The sequence below is a fragment of the Pleionea sediminis genome (genome assembly GCF_007570825.1).
Classification (GTDB): Bacteria; Pseudomonadota; Gammaproteobacteria; order Enterobacterales; family Kangiellaceae; genus Pleionea; species Pleionea sediminis.
Window position 1 is genome coordinate 257587 of the sequence record NZ_SUNB01000003.1, and the last position, 14766, is coordinate 272352.

At 42.9% G+C, this 14766-nt stretch carries 16 protein-coding genes; 6 read left to right on the forward strand and 10 right to left on the reverse strand.

Annotated features, from left to right (window positions below; genetic code table 11):
* Window positions 1–29 precede the first annotated feature (29 nt).
* Genes FAX86_RS15035 through FAX86_RS15045 form a run of 3 tightly spaced genes read left to right on the forward strand, consistent with a single transcriptional unit; the run spans window position 30 to window position 1603 of the window.
* A complete protein-coding gene (locus FAX86_RS15035) occupies window positions 30–512 on the forward strand; it encodes a glutathione peroxidase (RefSeq protein WP_144394287.1) in 483 nt (160 codons plus the stop codon).
* 7 nt (window positions 513–519) lie between these two features.
* Window positions 520–732, forward strand: coding sequence for a SlyX family protein (locus tag FAX86_RS15040; RefSeq protein WP_144394288.1), 213 nt, complete (start codon window positions 520–522; stop codon window positions 730–732).
* A 49-nt stretch (window positions 733–781) separates the two neighbouring features.
* Entirely contained in the window at window positions 782–1603 is an 822-nt protein-coding gene (locus tag FAX86_RS15045) for an SDR family oxidoreductase (protein WP_246128618.1), read from the forward strand.
* Between the two features lie 166 nt (window positions 1604–1769).
* Here the strand turns inward: FAX86_RS15045 and FAX86_RS15050 are convergent, their stop codons facing one another.
* Both FAX86_RS15050 and FAX86_RS15055 read right to left on the reverse strand, forming a co-directional pair.
* Window positions 1770–2702 (reverse strand): electron transfer flavoprotein subunit alpha/FixB family protein, encoded by a 933-nt coding sequence (locus FAX86_RS15050; RefSeq protein WP_144394290.1) that lies wholly within the window; start codon window positions 2700–2702, stop codon window positions 1770–1772.
* Complete coding sequence (locus tag FAX86_RS15055) at window positions 2703–3452, reverse strand: electron transfer flavoprotein subunit beta/FixA family protein (RefSeq protein ID WP_144394291.1); 750 nt, start codon at window positions 3450–3452, stop codon at window positions 2703–2705.
* Between the two features lie 172 nt (window positions 3453–3624).
* Here FAX86_RS15055 and FAX86_RS15060 point away from each other — a divergent pair, with 172 nt between their 5' ends.
* The 3 genes from FAX86_RS15060 to FAX86_RS15070 all read left to right on the forward strand — a co-directional run bounded on the left by FAX86_RS15060 (window position 3625) and on the right by FAX86_RS15070 (window position 6077).
* Window positions 3625–5283: an electron transfer flavoprotein-ubiquinone oxidoreductase gene (locus tag FAX86_RS15060; RefSeq protein ID WP_144394292.1), complete on the forward strand. Its 1659-nt coding sequence runs from the start codon at window positions 3625–3627 to the stop codon at window positions 5281–5283.
* Between the two features lie 286 nt (window positions 5284–5569).
* Window positions 5570–5812, forward strand: a complete 243-nt coding sequence (locus tag FAX86_RS15065; RefSeq protein ID WP_144394293.1) for a hypothetical protein — start codon at window positions 5570–5572, stop codon at window positions 5810–5812.
* An 85-nt stretch (window positions 5813–5897) separates the two neighbouring features.
* A complete protein-coding gene (locus FAX86_RS15070; protein ID WP_144394294.1) occupies window positions 5898–6077 on the forward strand; it encodes a hypothetical protein in 180 nt (59 codons plus the stop codon).
* A 76-nt stretch (window positions 6078–6153) separates the two neighbouring features.
* Here FAX86_RS15070 and FAX86_RS15075 read toward each other — a convergent pair whose 3' ends face one another.
* The 8 genes from FAX86_RS15075 to FAX86_RS15110 form a co-directional block, all read right to left on the reverse strand.
* Window positions 6154–7614 (reverse strand): DUF3466 family protein, encoded by a 1461-nt coding sequence (locus tag FAX86_RS15075; protein ID WP_144394295.1) that lies wholly within the window; start codon window positions 7612–7614, stop codon window positions 6154–6156.
* 111 nt (window positions 7615–7725) lie between these two features.
* Window positions 7726–8376, reverse strand: a complete 651-nt coding sequence (gene maiA, locus FAX86_RS15080; protein ID WP_205859221.1) for a maleylacetoacetate isomerase — start codon at window positions 8374–8376, stop codon at window positions 7726–7728.
* An 87-nt stretch (window positions 8377–8463) separates the two neighbouring features.
* Window positions 8464–9450 (reverse strand): fumarylacetoacetate hydrolase family protein, encoded by a 987-nt coding sequence (locus tag FAX86_RS15085; protein WP_144394296.1) that lies wholly within the window; start codon window positions 9448–9450, stop codon window positions 8464–8466.
* Between the two features lie 10 nt (window positions 9451–9460).
* Window positions 9461–10588, reverse strand: coding sequence for a homogentisate 1,2-dioxygenase (locus tag FAX86_RS15090; protein WP_144394297.1), 1128 nt, complete (start codon window positions 10586–10588; stop codon window positions 9461–9463).
* 29 nt (window positions 10589–10617) lie between these two features.
* The gene (gene hppD / locus FAX86_RS15095; protein WP_144394298.1) at window positions 10618–11697 is read right to left on the reverse strand and encodes a 4-hydroxyphenylpyruvate dioxygenase; all 1080 of its coding nucleotides are present in this window, start codon (window positions 11695–11697) and stop codon (window positions 10618–10620) included.
* Between the two features lie 289 nt (window positions 11698–11986).
* On the reverse strand, window positions 11987–13522 hold the full coding sequence (locus FAX86_RS15100) for a sigma 54-interacting transcriptional regulator (RefSeq protein WP_144394299.1): 1536 nt from the start codon (window positions 13520–13522) through the stop codon (window positions 11987–11989).
* A gap of 6 nt (window positions 13523–13528) precedes the next feature.
* Window positions 13529–14308, reverse strand: coding sequence for a TatD family hydrolase (locus FAX86_RS15105; RefSeq protein ID WP_144394300.1), 780 nt, complete (start codon window positions 14306–14308; stop codon window positions 13529–13531).
* 68 nt (window positions 14309–14376) lie between these two features.
* Entirely contained in the window at window positions 14377–14736 is a 360-nt protein-coding gene (locus FAX86_RS15110) for a PilZ domain-containing protein (RefSeq protein WP_144394301.1), read from the reverse strand.
* Between the last annotated feature and the right edge of the window lie 30 nt (window positions 14737–14766).

Here is a 14766-nt window from a genome sequence, read left to right on the forward strand (position 1 = left end):
AATACACAAACAACCAGGAGCAACCTAATATGGCAGAGTCAATTTATTCCATTTCCGTCAATAGCATTGATGGCCAATCCGTCCCAATGGAAGACTATAAAGACAAAGTACTCCTTATCGTTAATACCGCCAGCGAATGCGGATTCACTTATCAATACGAAGGTTTAGAAAAACTTCAACAGCAATACAAAGATAAGGGTTTTTCGGTGTTAGGCTTTCCATGTAATCAATTTGGAAAACAAGAGCCAGGCGATGACGAAACCATTGCTAACTTTTGTGCAACTCGGTTTTCAGTATCTTTTCCTCTGTTCCAAAAACTCGAGGTGAATGGCGACAATGCACACCCGTTATTCAAACATTTAAAATCAGAAGCGCCTGGCATCTTTGGTAGTGAATCCATCAAATGGAACTTTACCAAATTTTTGGTGGATCAAAATGGCAAAGTCATAAAACGCTTTGCACCCAAAGATAAACCAGAAAAAATTGCACAAACAATCGAATCGATGTTGTAGGTTATTTATGAATCTCGAAGAAAAAGTCACTGATCTGGAATGCAAACTCACGTTTCAAGAGGACACGATAGAAATCCTCAACGAAACCGTCTTGGCGCAACAGAAATCGATTGATCAATTGATGGAACACATGCGTAAGATGCAATCGCAACTGGTCAGCTTGCAACAAGATCATGCGGTGGTTTCACCCGAACAAGAGCCACCGCCACCACACTACTAATACGTAGGCTGACAACGTCAAACCCAATAGTATTGCCAAAGGAAGCATGATGTCTTTGTCGAATAAAACAATCGTTATCACTGGTGCAAGTCGCGGCATTGGGCGAGCGTTAGCCCTTCGTTTTGCGAAAGATGGTGCCAATGTGGTTATTGCAGCAAAGTCATCGGAGCCGCATCCCAAACTGGGAGGTTCGATTCACAGTGTCGCGGAAGAAGTCGAGCAAGCAGGCGGTAAAGCTCTTGCTTATCAATTGGATGTACGTAAAGAGTTGCAAGTTAAAAAGTTAATGAAAACGACTGCCGAAACGTTTGGCGGCATCGATGCCATTATTAATAACGCCGGAGCCATTAGTTTAACTAGTGTTGAGAGTACCAGCCCAAAACGATACGACTTAATGCAAACGGTAAATCATCGTGCTGTTTACTGTATGGCGCATTACGCCATCCCCTATTTAAGAAAGTCAAAACACGCTCATATATTGAACTTATCGCCGCCATTAAATCTGGATATTAAATGGCTTAAAGATTACTCACCTTATACTTTGTCAAAATATGGTATGTCGATGCTCACCCTTGGACTGGCGGAAGAATTACGAAACGATAAAATTGCGGTTAATTCACTGTGGCCTGAAACGATGATTGCCACGGCAGCCATTGAGTTCGCAGTGGCGGATCAGTCCGCACTACAACATTGCCGAAAACCAGAAATTATGGCCGACGCCGCTTATGAAGTTTTAACGACACAAAATAATGAATTAACCGGTCAATTATTATTAGATGAGTCGATACTTCGGGAACGGGGTACTAAAGAGTTTGAGCATTACGCGGTTAATCCAGAAAAAGATTTATATCCAGATTTGTTTATTGATTAACAAAAAACTAACGGCAAGTTACAGAAACTAAACTCTCGACAATGAACAGAGTTTCAATGGTTGACTCCAAATGTTCATCAACATTTGGTAATTCGCTCGCTTGAATGAAACCACAAAAAAGCCGCTCTATTGAGCGGCTTTTTCAAAGCGTTGAACCGATTATAAATTAAAGTGCTTCTTTTAACTCTGGAAGAACTTTAAACAAATCCGCAACCAATCCGTAATCTGCCACTTGGAAAATTGGCGCTTCTTCGTCTTTATTAATTGCAACGATAACTTTACTGTCTTTCATTCCTGCTAAATGCTGGATTGCTCCAGAGATACCAACAGCAATGTAAAGTTCTGGTGCAACAATTTTACCCGTTTGACCAACTTGGTAATCATTTGGAACGAAGCCGGCATCAACCGCTGCACGTGATGCACCAACGGCTGCACCTAACTTATCAGCAATCTCTTCCAACATATGGAAGTTATCCCCGCTCTGCATTCCACGACCACCAGAAATGATAACGCTTGCCGCAGTCAATTCGGGGCGTTCGGACTCGGTTAGTTCCTGACCCACAAATGATGATTTAGTCGAAGCCGCATCACCTAACTCGATGGTTGTTGTTTCTGCGCTTCCACCTTCTGCTGCAACAGCATCAAAAGCGGTTGAACGAACAGTAATTAGTTTTACAGAATCTTCTGATTGAACCGTTGCAATAGCGTTGCCGGCAAACACAGGACGTTTAAATGTATCGGCTGACTCAACACCAATGATGTCAGAAATCATTTGCACATCAAGCTTTGCTGCAACACGTGGCATAAAGTTTTTACCGAACGTTGTTGCTGGTGCAAGAATATGCGAATAGCCTTCCGCAACTTTTGCTACCAAATTACCTAATGTTTCTGCTAATAAATGCTCAAGAGCGGCATCTTCAACGTGTAAAACTTTTTCTACGCTCTCAACTTTTGCCGCCGCTTCTGCAACGGAACCAGCTCCTTTGCCGGCAACCAATACATGAACACCGTTGCCTAATTCTTTAGCTGCAGCGATGGTGCTCAATGTCGAGGCTAATAGCTCTGAATTGTTATGTTCTGCAATTACTAGAGTTGTCATTTAAATCACCTTCGCTTCGTTCTTAAGTTTTTCGACTAATTCTTCTACGGATTCAACTTTGATACCTGCTTGTCGTTCCGCAGGTGGTTCTACTTTCAAAGTTTTTACGCGAGGCGCAATGTCAACACCCAAATCAGCTGGCGCCATTTCTTCAAGCGGCTTTTTCTTTGCTTTCATAATATTAGGTAATGAAGCAAAACGAGGTTCGTTGAGTCGAAGATCCGTTGTTACAATCGCTGGTAATTCAAGAGCAACCGTTTCTAATCCACCGTCAATTTCACGAGTGACGTTAACTTTACCCTCTTCAACTTTCACTTCTGAAGCGAAGGTGCCTTGTGGCCAATCAAGTAAAGCGCCTAACATTTGTCCAGTTTGATTGTTGTCACCGTCAATCGATTGTTTACCCATAATCACCATTTCTGGCGATTCTTTTGCCACGATTTCTTTTAATATTTTTGAAACCGCTAACGGTTGAACTTCTTCATCGGTTTTAACAAGAATGGCACGGTCAGCACCCAGAGCTAAAGCGGTACGCAATGTTTCTTGCGCTTGTTGTGGTCCAATGGAAACAACTACGATTTCAGAAGCAGCCCCTTTTTCTTTCAAGCGAACGGCTTCTTCGACAGCGATTTCACAAAATGGATTCATTGACATTTTTACATTAGCGGTTTCAACGCCGCTGTTGTCGGCTTTGACGCGAACTTTTACGTTGTAATCAATGACGCGTTTTACGGCTACCAGAATTTTCATGGATTGTCCTGTACTGAGTTGTTTATAATAACGAAGATAAGCGTTATTGCACTGCAATGAGAAAAAATCAAGGCAAGATTCTGACGGGATCTAAGCTAAAGATCAACCGTTTTGCCGCTAAATACATATAAAGATCAAGAACAAATACCACAAAGTGGGAGGATATTGGTAAATGACAGAACGTGAATCTATGGAGTTCGATGTAGTTATTGTTGGTGCAGGCCCAGCTGGGCTTTCAGCTGCGATACGTTTGGCACAAATTAGCCAAGAATCAGACAATCCAATATCCATTGTTGTGGTTGAAAAAGGATCCGAAGTCGGTGCACATATTTTATCCGGTGCGGTATTCGAGCCCAACGCATTAAATGAGCTAATTCCCGACTGGAAAGAAAAAGGCGCGCCGTTAAAAACGGAAGTGACAGGCGATGATATTTTCTTAATGAAGTCGTCATCAAAAGCACAAAAAATACCCAACTTTTTCGCGCCAAAAACCATGCACAATCATGGCAACTACATCATTAGTCTTGGCAATCTTTGCCGCTGGTTAGGAGAACAAGCCGAAGCTTTAGGCGTTGAAATATTTCCCGGCTTTGCCGCATCAGAAATTTTGTACAACGACGATGGCAGTGTTAAAGGCATCGCAACCGGTGACATGGGAATAGCCGAGGACGGAAGCCAGAAAGACGGCTTTATGCGCGGCATGGAATTGCACGCCAAATACACCTTGTTTGCCGAAGGGTGTCGTGGACATCTCGGTAAAGAATTAATCAACAAGTTTGAATTGAGTAAAGGTAAAGAACCTCAGCATTACGGTATTGGTATTAAAGAACTATGGACAATTCCCGCAGATCAACACAAACAGGGCTTAGTCGTTCACAGCGCCGGCTGGCCTTTATCTGAAAGTGGTAGCGCCGGTGGTGGCTTTTTGTATCACATTGAAGATAACCAAGTGGTTGTGGGATTAGTCACTGACCTCTCCTACTCCAATCCTCACGTTAGCCCGTTTGACGAATTTCAACGCTACAAACATCACCCAGAAATAAAACGTTATCTTGAAGGCGGAGAACGTGTCTCTTACGGTGCTCGAGCTTTGGTTAAAGGCGGCATTCAATCACAACCCAAAATGCATTTTCCTGGCGGTTTATTAATTGGCGATGATGCCGGTACATTGAATTTTGCAAAGATTAAAGGCAGTCACACGGCGATGAAATCGGGAATGATTGCTGCTGAAGTAGTTGCTGAGGCGGTAAAAGCCGATAAGGCCAATACTGATTTGCCAGAATATGAAACAGCTTACCAGGCTTCTTGGGCGTACAAAGAGTTGCATCAGCAACGAAACTTTGGTCCAGCACAACACAAATGGGGTAACTTTATTGGATCGGCTTATGCCTTTATCGATTTAAATATATTCAATGGTAAATTGCCTTGGACATTGAGTGATCCGGTGGCAGACCATGACAAACTTAAGCCGGCTGCAGACTGTAAAAAAATTGATTATCCAAAACCCGATGGCAAATTGTCATTTGATAAGTTGTCTTCGGTCTTTATTTCAAATACCAACCATGAAGAAGATCAACCGTGTCATTTGAAGTTAAAAGATGAATCCATTCCTGTCGATCACAATCTGGCTGTTTACGATGAACCTGCACAACGTTATTGCCCCGCAGGTGTCTACGAAATAATTCGCGATGATGATGGGAGTAATCCGCGTTTACAAATCAATGCTCAGAATTGCGTCCACTGTAAAACTTGCGATATTAAAGATCCCAAGCAAAATATCACCTGGGTTTGTCCAGAGGGTGCTGGCGGTCCGAATTATCCAAACATGTAAGCAACTCACATTACAGCAAGTCCAGTGACTAACTCACCTGGGCTTGCCTATTTCCTTTCGATTCTTTCTCCAACAAAACGCCAACTATGTCGTTTTGCTAAATCACAATCTACCGTATTTCAACAACGAGATAGTTTTTAATTTATCTCAAAATATGACCCAATTGGCCTTCTAGCTGGTTTTATTCACATATTAAATGTGAGGGTGGTCACAGTTTGAATTTCATATCGCATTAGAATCAAAAGACTTGTTTAATTTTAAACCTGTTCAACAAAGTGAGGTCAAGATGCTTTGGTATACAAATGACAAGGGAAACCTGTGTATTGGCATGGACAGCGAAACGCCCTCCAATATTTTTGATGTTGAAACTCCGCTTCAAACAAAATCAAAGGTTGAGCATCCAGTGACACTAGAGCATGTGGTCACCATTGGCTCTTATCCAGAAGACTGGAAATACGACAGCCATATTAAAGAGAAATTAACGGCGGCTGCACGACTACTTTTTGAAGAAGACCTTAAAGAGTGTTGAATAAATAACCAACCCCGTGACGATTATCTCATTTTGACTATACAACTTCCTGTATCATTGCCTCAGCAAATACAGGAGACCTCCAATGCAGCGCCATTCCAAATCTGAATCGAAATCCAAAAGCAACGTTATTGCTTTTAAATCACAAGAAACAAAAGGCGAATTCAATACCCAAGATCTAAACGACGCTTCTCTGTTGGTCCGCAATGAACATACTTTTTACCAAAAAATGGGCATGCATTGCATCGCAGACATTTTATCTTAATCGCTCACAACCAAGACGATTAATAAAAAAGGCGACCTTAGGTCGCCTTCTTTTTTATTGTTCGATGAAATTCGCTTTATGCTTTTCTAAAGCGTCTGCGCCCTAAAGCAAAACCTAAGACAAGAAGACCCCAACCAAAAGAACCGCTACTGTCATCGCTCTCTTCCTCTTCTTCACAAGATCGATCAGCCGCATCAGCACGAGGTGTCAATTTAAACGCACGAACACTTGGCTCGCCATCAGCATCGATGAAGGTTCCGGAACCCACAATCACACCGCTGTCGTTAATCGCTCTGACATCTCCTAAAATCCAACCAGAATCACAATCTATTAATGTGTTTAAATCTGTCATTATTGGCTCAGCGGCATCCATATCATAAATAAATGGTGCAAAAGTGCTGGGAGAGCTGGTTATTTGCGAAATACCAATGATCAAATTATCGGTGTTAATATCAAACGCTTGTGAAAACTTTAAACTATCTTTGAGAAAGCCCAAGGTCGTTGTCGTACCGGTTTCTACATCAACATAATAACCGTACGATGCTCGAAGATCCGAACGAATATTCGACGCGCCAACAACAGTCGTCGCCGTTTCATTAATGCCGTACAACTGAACGAAAGTGGCGCCTTCTAAGGCTGGAACTTCTGTAATTTCCGTTGCACTCACATGTCCCATAATGCCTTTGAAGACGAGAGAGTCATTGTCATTTCTCGCCATCGCGCGTCCCACAAAATCACCATTAGCATTAATGCGGTTAATGTAAGACTCAGATTCAGTAAAATCTTCATCCTCTGCGTCAATAAGCGTGGGCAGCAAAGTCACTGATTCGGTATTCAAGTCGTAAATAAAACCACGCTCGGATAATTCGCTCGTATTGTTACAATCGTCTTTTTCGGTAACTCGACTTGCATAACCGACAAGAAAATCTTCGTTTGAATCCAGTACACGACTGGAAGTAAATTCGACTTCAGCCTCATCCAGAGGTAAACCTGGACGCGTATAGTTAGGAATAATGGTCAAGGTATTTGCGGCATCAAAATAAAACCCAAGACGTCGCGTCGCCAAAGAAGGCTCTTCAGCTTGCACACAATTGACAGGGTCGTCTTCATTCTCTGCTTCATTGTTAAAGCGAAACACTTCTTCAGAAGTCACACCAAAACCAGAAATTAATCCAGCTTCGTTAATTGATGTTCCGATCATTCCTGTCGCTGTACTACCAAAGCCGAACTCTCGATCGTAAGGCATAATTTCGCGTGTCAGATCGTTGAAATCTACCGGTTGAGCAACATTGATATCTTCGATTACGATAACGCCGTTTTCCGACTGATTCTCAACAGTATGTCGCCCTTCCGAAATGCCCACGGCTTGTCCGCTATTATTTATGTCATAACCAAAGGACGTTGGGGTCACGCTGCTCACTGTATCCAATGCGCCTAGGTCAGTTACCTCATAACCGGCGGGTAAATTTTGTGCAGCGAGAGTTGATGTACCTAGTGAAAGGAAAACACTGAAACTGATCGTTTTTAACTTTTGCATTCAACTACCTGTCGCTAAATTCTGTCGTCTTTAAACCCCAAAATTCGGGGAGGCCCAGTATATACCAGTTCGCAGTTAGGACAAGTGTTTCGGGCCGAAGTTCAGAAATTTTTATCGCACCGCATCGGGTTGATTCTCGGGTGCAGCGTCTTGAAATGCGCTTAACGACATGCAATGTTCGTTAATTGAACAAATCCGCGAAAAAGCGCTCAAATCGACTTCAAATCGATTCGCGTTGTACACTTGGGACACGAGAAAAATATCCGCCATCGTTAAGTGTCGTCCAAAGGCAAAAGGACCTTTCTCACCATAATCTGACAATAGTGATTCGATCGCGGTAAAGCCCTTGGTTATCCAATGACTGTACCAGTCGTTCTTTTGCTCATCAGAAATTTTGAGGGTGCCTTTTAGGTATTGCAGCACTCTTAAATTGTTCAGAGGATGAACGTCACAAGCGATCATTTGGCAAATCGCGCGTACTTTTGCTCGAGATTCAAAATCAGTCGGCAACAATTGAGGCCGAGGGTACTTTTCTTCTAAATATTCAATAATGGCCATCGATTGATTAATTTTAAAATCATTGTCGACCAACAACGGAACCAAAGCTTGTGGATTTAACGCCATATAATCGGGAGTGTTTTGCTGACCTCCGTCTTTTACCAGATGAACGGACAAACCGTTGTAAGACACTTGCTTTATATTAAGCGCAATTCTTACTCGATACGCCGCAGTTGAACGCCAATATCCAAATAATTTAATCATGAGCCTTGACCACTTATCGTTTGAAATTCATTAAAAAGCCCGAACAAGTCGGGCTTCAGTGTTTACGAATAAGACAACTCAAACGAATTATCGCTCGTATTTTTTTACCGTCTGCTCGATTGTTCCAAAGATATTATTATTTTCTTTATCAAACATTTCAATTCGAACTTTGTCACCAAACTTCATAAAAGAAGTCGAAGGTTTGCCATCGGCAATGGTTTCGAGCATTCGTTTCTCAGCCAAGCAGCTGGATCCAGCGCTGCGATCATAATTTGAAATCGTACCTGAACCAATAATAGCACCCGCTCCTAAAGGACGAGTTTTTGCTGCATGAGCAACAATGGTTGGGAAATCGAAAGTCATATCAACGCCACAATCAGGACGGCCAAATAACTCATCATTTAAGTGTGTTACTAAAGGAAGTTTTACTTTATCACCGTCCCATGCATCACCAAGCTCATCGGGCGTAATAGCAACCGGAGAAAACGCGCTAGAAGGTTTACTTTGAAAAAAACCAAAGCCTTTAGCAAGTTCGCCAGGAATTAAGTTACGCAAAGAAACGTCGTTCACTAACATAAATAAACGTATCGCATCGCGTGCTTCATCTTTAGTTGCGTCCATTGGCACATCGTCAACAACAACCGCCACTTCCGACTCCATATCAATGCCATATTCTTCAGAAGCCATTTCAATGTCGTCACGCGGCCCAATAAAAGCATCGCTTCCACCTTGATACATTAATGGATCAGTCCAGAAACTTTCTGGCATTTCTGCGCCACGAGCTTTTCTCACCAACTCAACATGATTCACATAAGCGCTTCCGTCAGCCCACTGATAAGCGCGAGGTAATGGCGACTCGCATTGAGTTTCGTCAAAATCGAAAGCACCATCAACCTGACCTTCGTTTAATTTCTGGTAAACATCTTCAGCCTTAGGAGCTAAAGTTTTCCAGTCGTCCAACAAAGCTTGCATAGTTGGCGCAATGTCTGGAATAGAAACGGCTTTCTTTAAATCTCTGCTCACGACAACCAATTGACCGTCGCGTGTATTATTTTTTAACGTTGCGAACTTCATTAATAAACCCTTATTTTACTTTCCAACTGAGAGAGTAGTTTTCATCTTCTACCGCATACGCTGGCGCACCAACTTCTAGAGGATCACGCGTATCTAACATTACAGCAACTTCATCCGTCTCTTTCTTGGCGTGTTTCCGCCCCGCTTCAAATGCTTTAGGATGAGGTCCGTGCGTAAAACCACACGGATGGAAAGTCACCATTCCTGCATCAATGTTATCGCGGCTGAAGAAGTCTCCCGCGTGGTAAAAAATGACTTCGTCGAAATCATCATTGTTGTGATAAAAAGGAACTTTAAGTGCACCGGGATCCGACTCAATGGGGCGCGGTACAAACGTACAAATCACAAAACGACTCGCCACAAACGTTGTGTGTGCAGACGGCGGTAAATGATATCGATGTGACATTAACGGACGAATATCGCGCCAATTAATACGAACAACGGATAAGTCACCGTGCCAACCGATCGCATCAAGCGGACTGTATGAATAATGCACTTTCGAAATTTCATCATTGCGCTTAATTTCAACACACCATTTGCCTTCGGTTTGTTGTGCTTTAAATTCATCATCAATTTTTGGTACATCCAACATTGCCGGATCAAATATCGCATGCGGACCGACCAAACCCTTTTCAGGTAATTGATAAGAATCGTTGGTCGCTTCAATGATTAACACGCTCATGGGTGACTTGGGTTCTAATCGCCACATGGTACTGCGGGGAATAACGACATAATCTCCGTCACGTAAAGTGAGGTGACCATAATCACAAAATAACTCGCCTTCACCTTCGTGAATAAACAACAAATCGTCACCGTCAGCATTTCGAACTAGAAAATCCATTTTATGTTCACAACGCCAAAATCGATATTTACAAAATCGATTGTGTAACACGATGGGCGATGCAAACGGCGAATGAACATTGATTTCAAGTTCATTTAAATTAAACGCGCGCGGTCGCAATGGCCCTTCCCAGCTATCCCAACTGGTTGGCGGCTTTTTGTGATGAAAATGCGCCGCAGGACCAAAAAAGCCACTACGCCCGGCTTCTCTTTCATAGATTGCTTCTTCAGGAAAGTCGGCGTGCGCTTGTCGTGAAACTTTTCCCTCTTTGTGAGGAAAGGATATCCACTTTCTCATTGAGTCACTCCAGATAAAAATCGTTAATATTAGTCAGCAGAGATCACACCGCGACGAATTTGATCTTCTTCGATGGACTCAAATAATGCCTTAAAGTTGCCTTCACCGAAACCCTGATTGCCTTTTCGCTGAATAATCTCAAAAAAGATTGGGCCAATGACCGTTTTAGTAAAAATTTGCAATAAGATTCCGTCACCCTCCACCGGTGCACCGTCGATAAGAATGCGCAACTCTTTCAAATCGTCGACATTCTCTTCATGGCCTTCAACACGAGTATTGATTTTCTCGTAGTAAGTATCTGGCGTTGGCATGAAGTCCATGCCTAATTTTCTTAAGTCACGAACGGTTTGGTAAATATCGTCGGTAGTTAACGCAATGTGCTGGATACCTTCGCCTTTATATTCATTGAGGTATTCTTCGATTTGCGATTTATCATCGGAAGACTCATTGATTGGTATACGAATTTTACCGCATGGCGCCGTCATCGCTCGACTGACTAATCCGGTAAGCTTTCCTTCGATATCGAAATAACGAATCTCACGGAAGTTTCCGATGTTCTCATAAAAACCAGCCCACTTATCCATATTGCCACGCATAACGTTGTGCGTAAGATGATCTAATTCGTACAAACCAACACCCGATGGTGTTTTATCGACACCGTCAAAGTATTCAAAATCGTGATCGTAAACTGACTTTTCGCCGTACTCATCAACGAAATAAAGTACGGAGTCGCCTATACCGTAAACTGCAGGAACTTTTTTCTCATTGTCGCCCCAATTCGCTTTATCAAATTCTTTGGCGCCGTTCGCTTTTGCATATTCAAGTGCAGCATCTGCATCTTTGACCCGAAATGCCATCGCACAGGCACAGGGACCATGCGCTTTTGAAAACTCATGAAAATAAGTACCCTGGTCCGCATTCACTAAGAAATTAACATCACCTTGTCGGTACAAAGTAACGTCTTTGGTTTTGTGTTTGGCGATAGGAGTAAAGCCAAGCAGTTCAAATAAATCGCGCAATTTCTGAATGCCTTCCGCATCCGGCGCTGAATACTCTACGAATTCGAAACCGTCGGTGCCTAGCGGATTAATGTTTGTGTCTTTTTCCATTACCAAATACCTCAATATTAAACATAAAATGGAGCTGTAAGCGCCTGTCTCTAACGCCCGCTGCCCATTGGGTGGGATTAGATAGGCATATTATAACGCGCCCAAGGTGAGAGTAAATAACAGTGATATCAATATCTTATGACATCAAACCAGATGACCAATACGCAAAGTGTAAACTTTAGTGTACAGTAAGACAGGGTGATAAAAAATGCCGGAAAACAAGCGACTTATCGTCGATACGACCTGTAAACTTTTGTTTACACTCAAGTTAAATCGCTTTACCTTTTCACTATTCGAGATGATATTTTTTGAGCTTTTTCGCTACTGCGGTATGAGATAAGCCCAATCGTCCTGCGAGCTTTCGACTACTCGGAAATGATGGATACAAGTATTCGAACAATTGACGTTCAAAAGCCGACACCAGTTGTTTATGCGTCAAGTCGTTATCGGATAAATCAATATCATTCGCCATCACTCTTAGCATCGGCATATTCAATTGCCGCGTTGATAAAATATCAGTCGTCGCCAATGACACCGCCCGAAAGATTATGTTTTCCAGTTCTCTGACATTGCCCGGCCAGTTATAACGCGACAAAGCAATGGCAGCCCGTTGCGACAAGGTGGCGACTGGCTTGCCAATACGTTGGCAAGCTGTGGTAATAAAATAATCTGCCAAGGGTAAAATATCGTCTTTACGCTTTCTCAGCGGCGGAATTTCCAGATTCAAGACATTCAGTCGATAATACAAATCTTCGCGAAACAGCTTTTGCTCAATTAATGTCGAGAGATCACGCTGGGTCGATGCAATTATTTTCACTTTTACCCGAACCTCTTCGTCCGTCCCAACTCGACGGAACGCCCCTTCTTCTAGAAAGCGCAACAATTTGACTTGTAAGTACGGCGACATCTCCCCAATCTCATCAAAATACAAAGTGCCACCATCAGCGAGCTCGAGCAATCCGGGACGGCCACTTTTTGAGGCACCATCAAACGCATCACTGCCATGACCGAACAATTCTTGCTCGGCAACACTGTCTGGTAAAGAAGCGCAATTCAATGCCAAAAAAGGTTTGTTGGGCGTACGTGCTCGATGAGTGGCTCGAGCAATCAATTCTTTCCCGGTACCCGTTTCACCAGTAATCAATAAAGGGGCATCTGACGTTGCGACGCGCTGAGCATTCGTCACAAATTGCTTCGACAAAGAACTCACTGCAACAATTTGCTCAAAGGTTTTATCTTTGGTTCGTTGCCAGCGTTCTAATTGAGCTGCGACTTCCGAGGGCTCTTTAAAAACAACCACGGCTACTCGATACTCTTCGGGCGACTCATCGTAAAGGACAGGAAAAGCTTCAATCAGCAGCGGTTTATCACCCAACACGCGACTTTGTTTGTAATTACCATGTTCACTCAACTCGGTAAAGAGTTCGCTTAGCTGTTCAGTGGTGAGCAAATTATCGGTAATTGATGAGGTATTCTTTGGTAAATTGAAAAACTGATAAAAGGCTGCGCTGGCAGCAAGCAATTTTCCCGACGACGTTAATGTTGCAACCGCCTCGGGAAAACAGGCAAGCAAGGTTGCGAACTCCTGATGTTCTCGCTCGCCAGGTAAAAAATCAATTTGTTCAACATCATGAATTCCAGGAATGGCTAAAAAATGTTGACGCAAAATATCGATTTCAAGCTTGGACTCCGACAAGAGTTTTAAATACAAACAACCACTTTCCAGCTCGATTCCTCGGAGATTGACTGCGTGCCTAACTAATACGGAAAGCACTTCCTGAGTGACACCCAATCGATCCTCACAGGTCAGCGCAAACCGTATCATGTCAGATTATGCACCCGCTTTTTCAAACAAGGTATAAAAATTGTTGGTGGTATTTTCCGCCAAGGCTTCAATCGATTCGCCACGTAAATCGGCAAGAAATTCAGCGGTATTACGGGTGTAGGCCGGTTGACACTTTTTTCCGCGATGTGGCACTGGCGCCAAATACGGCGAGTCAGTTTCTACAAGCAATCGATCAGCGGGCACTTTTTTCGCCACGTCGCGAACATTTCCAGCTTGTTTGAATGTAACAATGCCTGAAATTGAAATGTAATAACCGAGATCGATGGCCTGCTTCGCCATGTCCCAATCTTCGGTAAAGCAATGCAGAACGCCAGGCCGGTCTCGCTCCTCTCGACCGATCAAATCGAGAGTGGCAGATTTGGCGTCACGAGTATGTATAATCAAAGGTAAGCCACACGATTTTGCAGCCTCGTAATGAACTTCAAAAGATTTTAACTGAGCATCCAGAGTATCTTTGGCGTAATGTCCATCCAAGCCCGTTTCACCAATACCAACCACTTTTGAATGTTGCGCGTGTGCTACTAAAAAATCGTGCAAACCATCAATCGATAAGTCGTTAGCCAAAGGATGCACACCGACGGTGCAATGAACCCGACTGTCCGATTCTGCAATCCGTTTTACTTTTGTAAAATTTTCTTGATTGGTCGCAATGCTTAAAAAATGCTTAACGCCGACCGACTCCGCATAATCGAGTGCTTTACTTAACTGATTGTCATAAGACGAAAGATCAATGCCATCAAGGTGACAATGAGAATCAACCAACATACGAATATCCTGAATAAAGAGTAGTTATTGATTTAACCTGAGTTGAACGCTAAGGTTTTGAAAAATGATTACATGGTATGAGTTGAGCGTTCAGAATTCAACGCTCCAGCCAGATAGGTTTCGATTTTCGTTCTCGCCTGACCGTTATCTTGATTAGAAAATTGAACTCCAATGCCTGCAGCTTTGTTACCTTGTGCGCCTTTTGGGGTGATCCAGATGATTTTACCCGCTACCGGTATTTTTTCTTTTTCTTCCATGAGTGACAACAGCATAAACACTTCATCACCCAACTTATATTGCTTATGTGTTGGAATAAACAACCCACCATTTTTTACAAATGGCATATAAGCGGCGTACAACACAGCTTTGTCTTTTATCGTTAACGATAAAATGCCGTGACGGGGTGCAGCTTTAGGTTGTGTAGACATCCAGTGAATTTCCTCAGTTCAGTGCCGGTT

Coding starts and splice junctions, on each gene's coding strand:
- FAX86_RS15035 (WP_144394287.1), top strand. CDS start 30: ATGGCAGAGTCAATTTATTCCATTTCCGTCAATAGCATTGATGGCCAA.
- FAX86_RS15040 (WP_144394288.1), top strand. CDS start 520: ATGAATCTCGAAGAAAAAGTCACTGATCTGGAATGCAAACTCACGTTT.
- FAX86_RS15045 (WP_246128618.1), top strand. CDS start 782: ATGTCTTTGTCGAATAAAACAATCGTTATCACTGGTGCAAGTCGCGGC.
- FAX86_RS15050 (WP_144394290.1), bottom strand. CDS start 2,702: ATGACAACTCTAGTAATTGCAGAACATAACAATTCAGAGCTATTAGCC.
- FAX86_RS15055 (WP_144394291.1), bottom strand. CDS start 3,452: ATGAAAATTCTGGTAGCCGTAAAACGCGTCATTGATTACAACGTAAAA.
- FAX86_RS15060 (WP_144394292.1), top strand. CDS start 3,625: ATGACAGAACGTGAATCTATGGAGTTCGATGTAGTTATTGTTGGTGCA.
- FAX86_RS15065 (WP_144394293.1), top strand. CDS start 5,570: ATGCTTTGGTATACAAATGACAAGGGAAACCTGTGTATTGGCATGGAC.
- FAX86_RS15070 (WP_144394294.1), top strand. CDS start 5,898: ATGCAGCGCCATTCCAAATCTGAATCGAAATCCAAAAGCAACGTTATT.
- FAX86_RS15075 (WP_144394295.1), bottom strand. CDS start 7,614: ATGCAAAAGTTAAAAACGATCAGTTTCAGTGTTTTCCTTTCACTAGGT.
- maiA (WP_205859221.1), bottom strand. CDS start 8,376: ATGATTAAATTATTTGGATATTGGCGTTCAACTGCGGCGTATCGAGTA.
- FAX86_RS15085 (WP_144394296.1), bottom strand. CDS start 9,450: ATGAAGTTCGCAACGTTAAAAAATAATACACGCGACGGTCAATTGGTT.
- FAX86_RS15090 (WP_144394297.1), bottom strand. CDS start 10,588: ATGAGAAAGTGGATATCCTTTCCTCACAAAGAGGGAAAAGTTTCACGA.
- hppD (WP_144394298.1), bottom strand. CDS start 11,697: ATGGAAAAAGACACAAACATTAATCCGCTAGGCACCGACGGTTTCGAA.
- FAX86_RS15100 (WP_144394299.1), bottom strand. CDS start 13,522: ATGATACGGTTTGCGCTGACCTGTGAGGATCGATTGGGTGTCACTCAG.
- FAX86_RS15105 (WP_144394300.1), bottom strand. CDS start 14,308: ATGTTGGTTGATTCTCATTGTCACCTTGATGGCATTGATCTTTCGTCT.
- FAX86_RS15110 (WP_144394301.1), bottom strand. CDS start 14,736: ATGTCTACACAACCTAAAGCTGCACCCCGTCACGGCATTTTATCGTTA.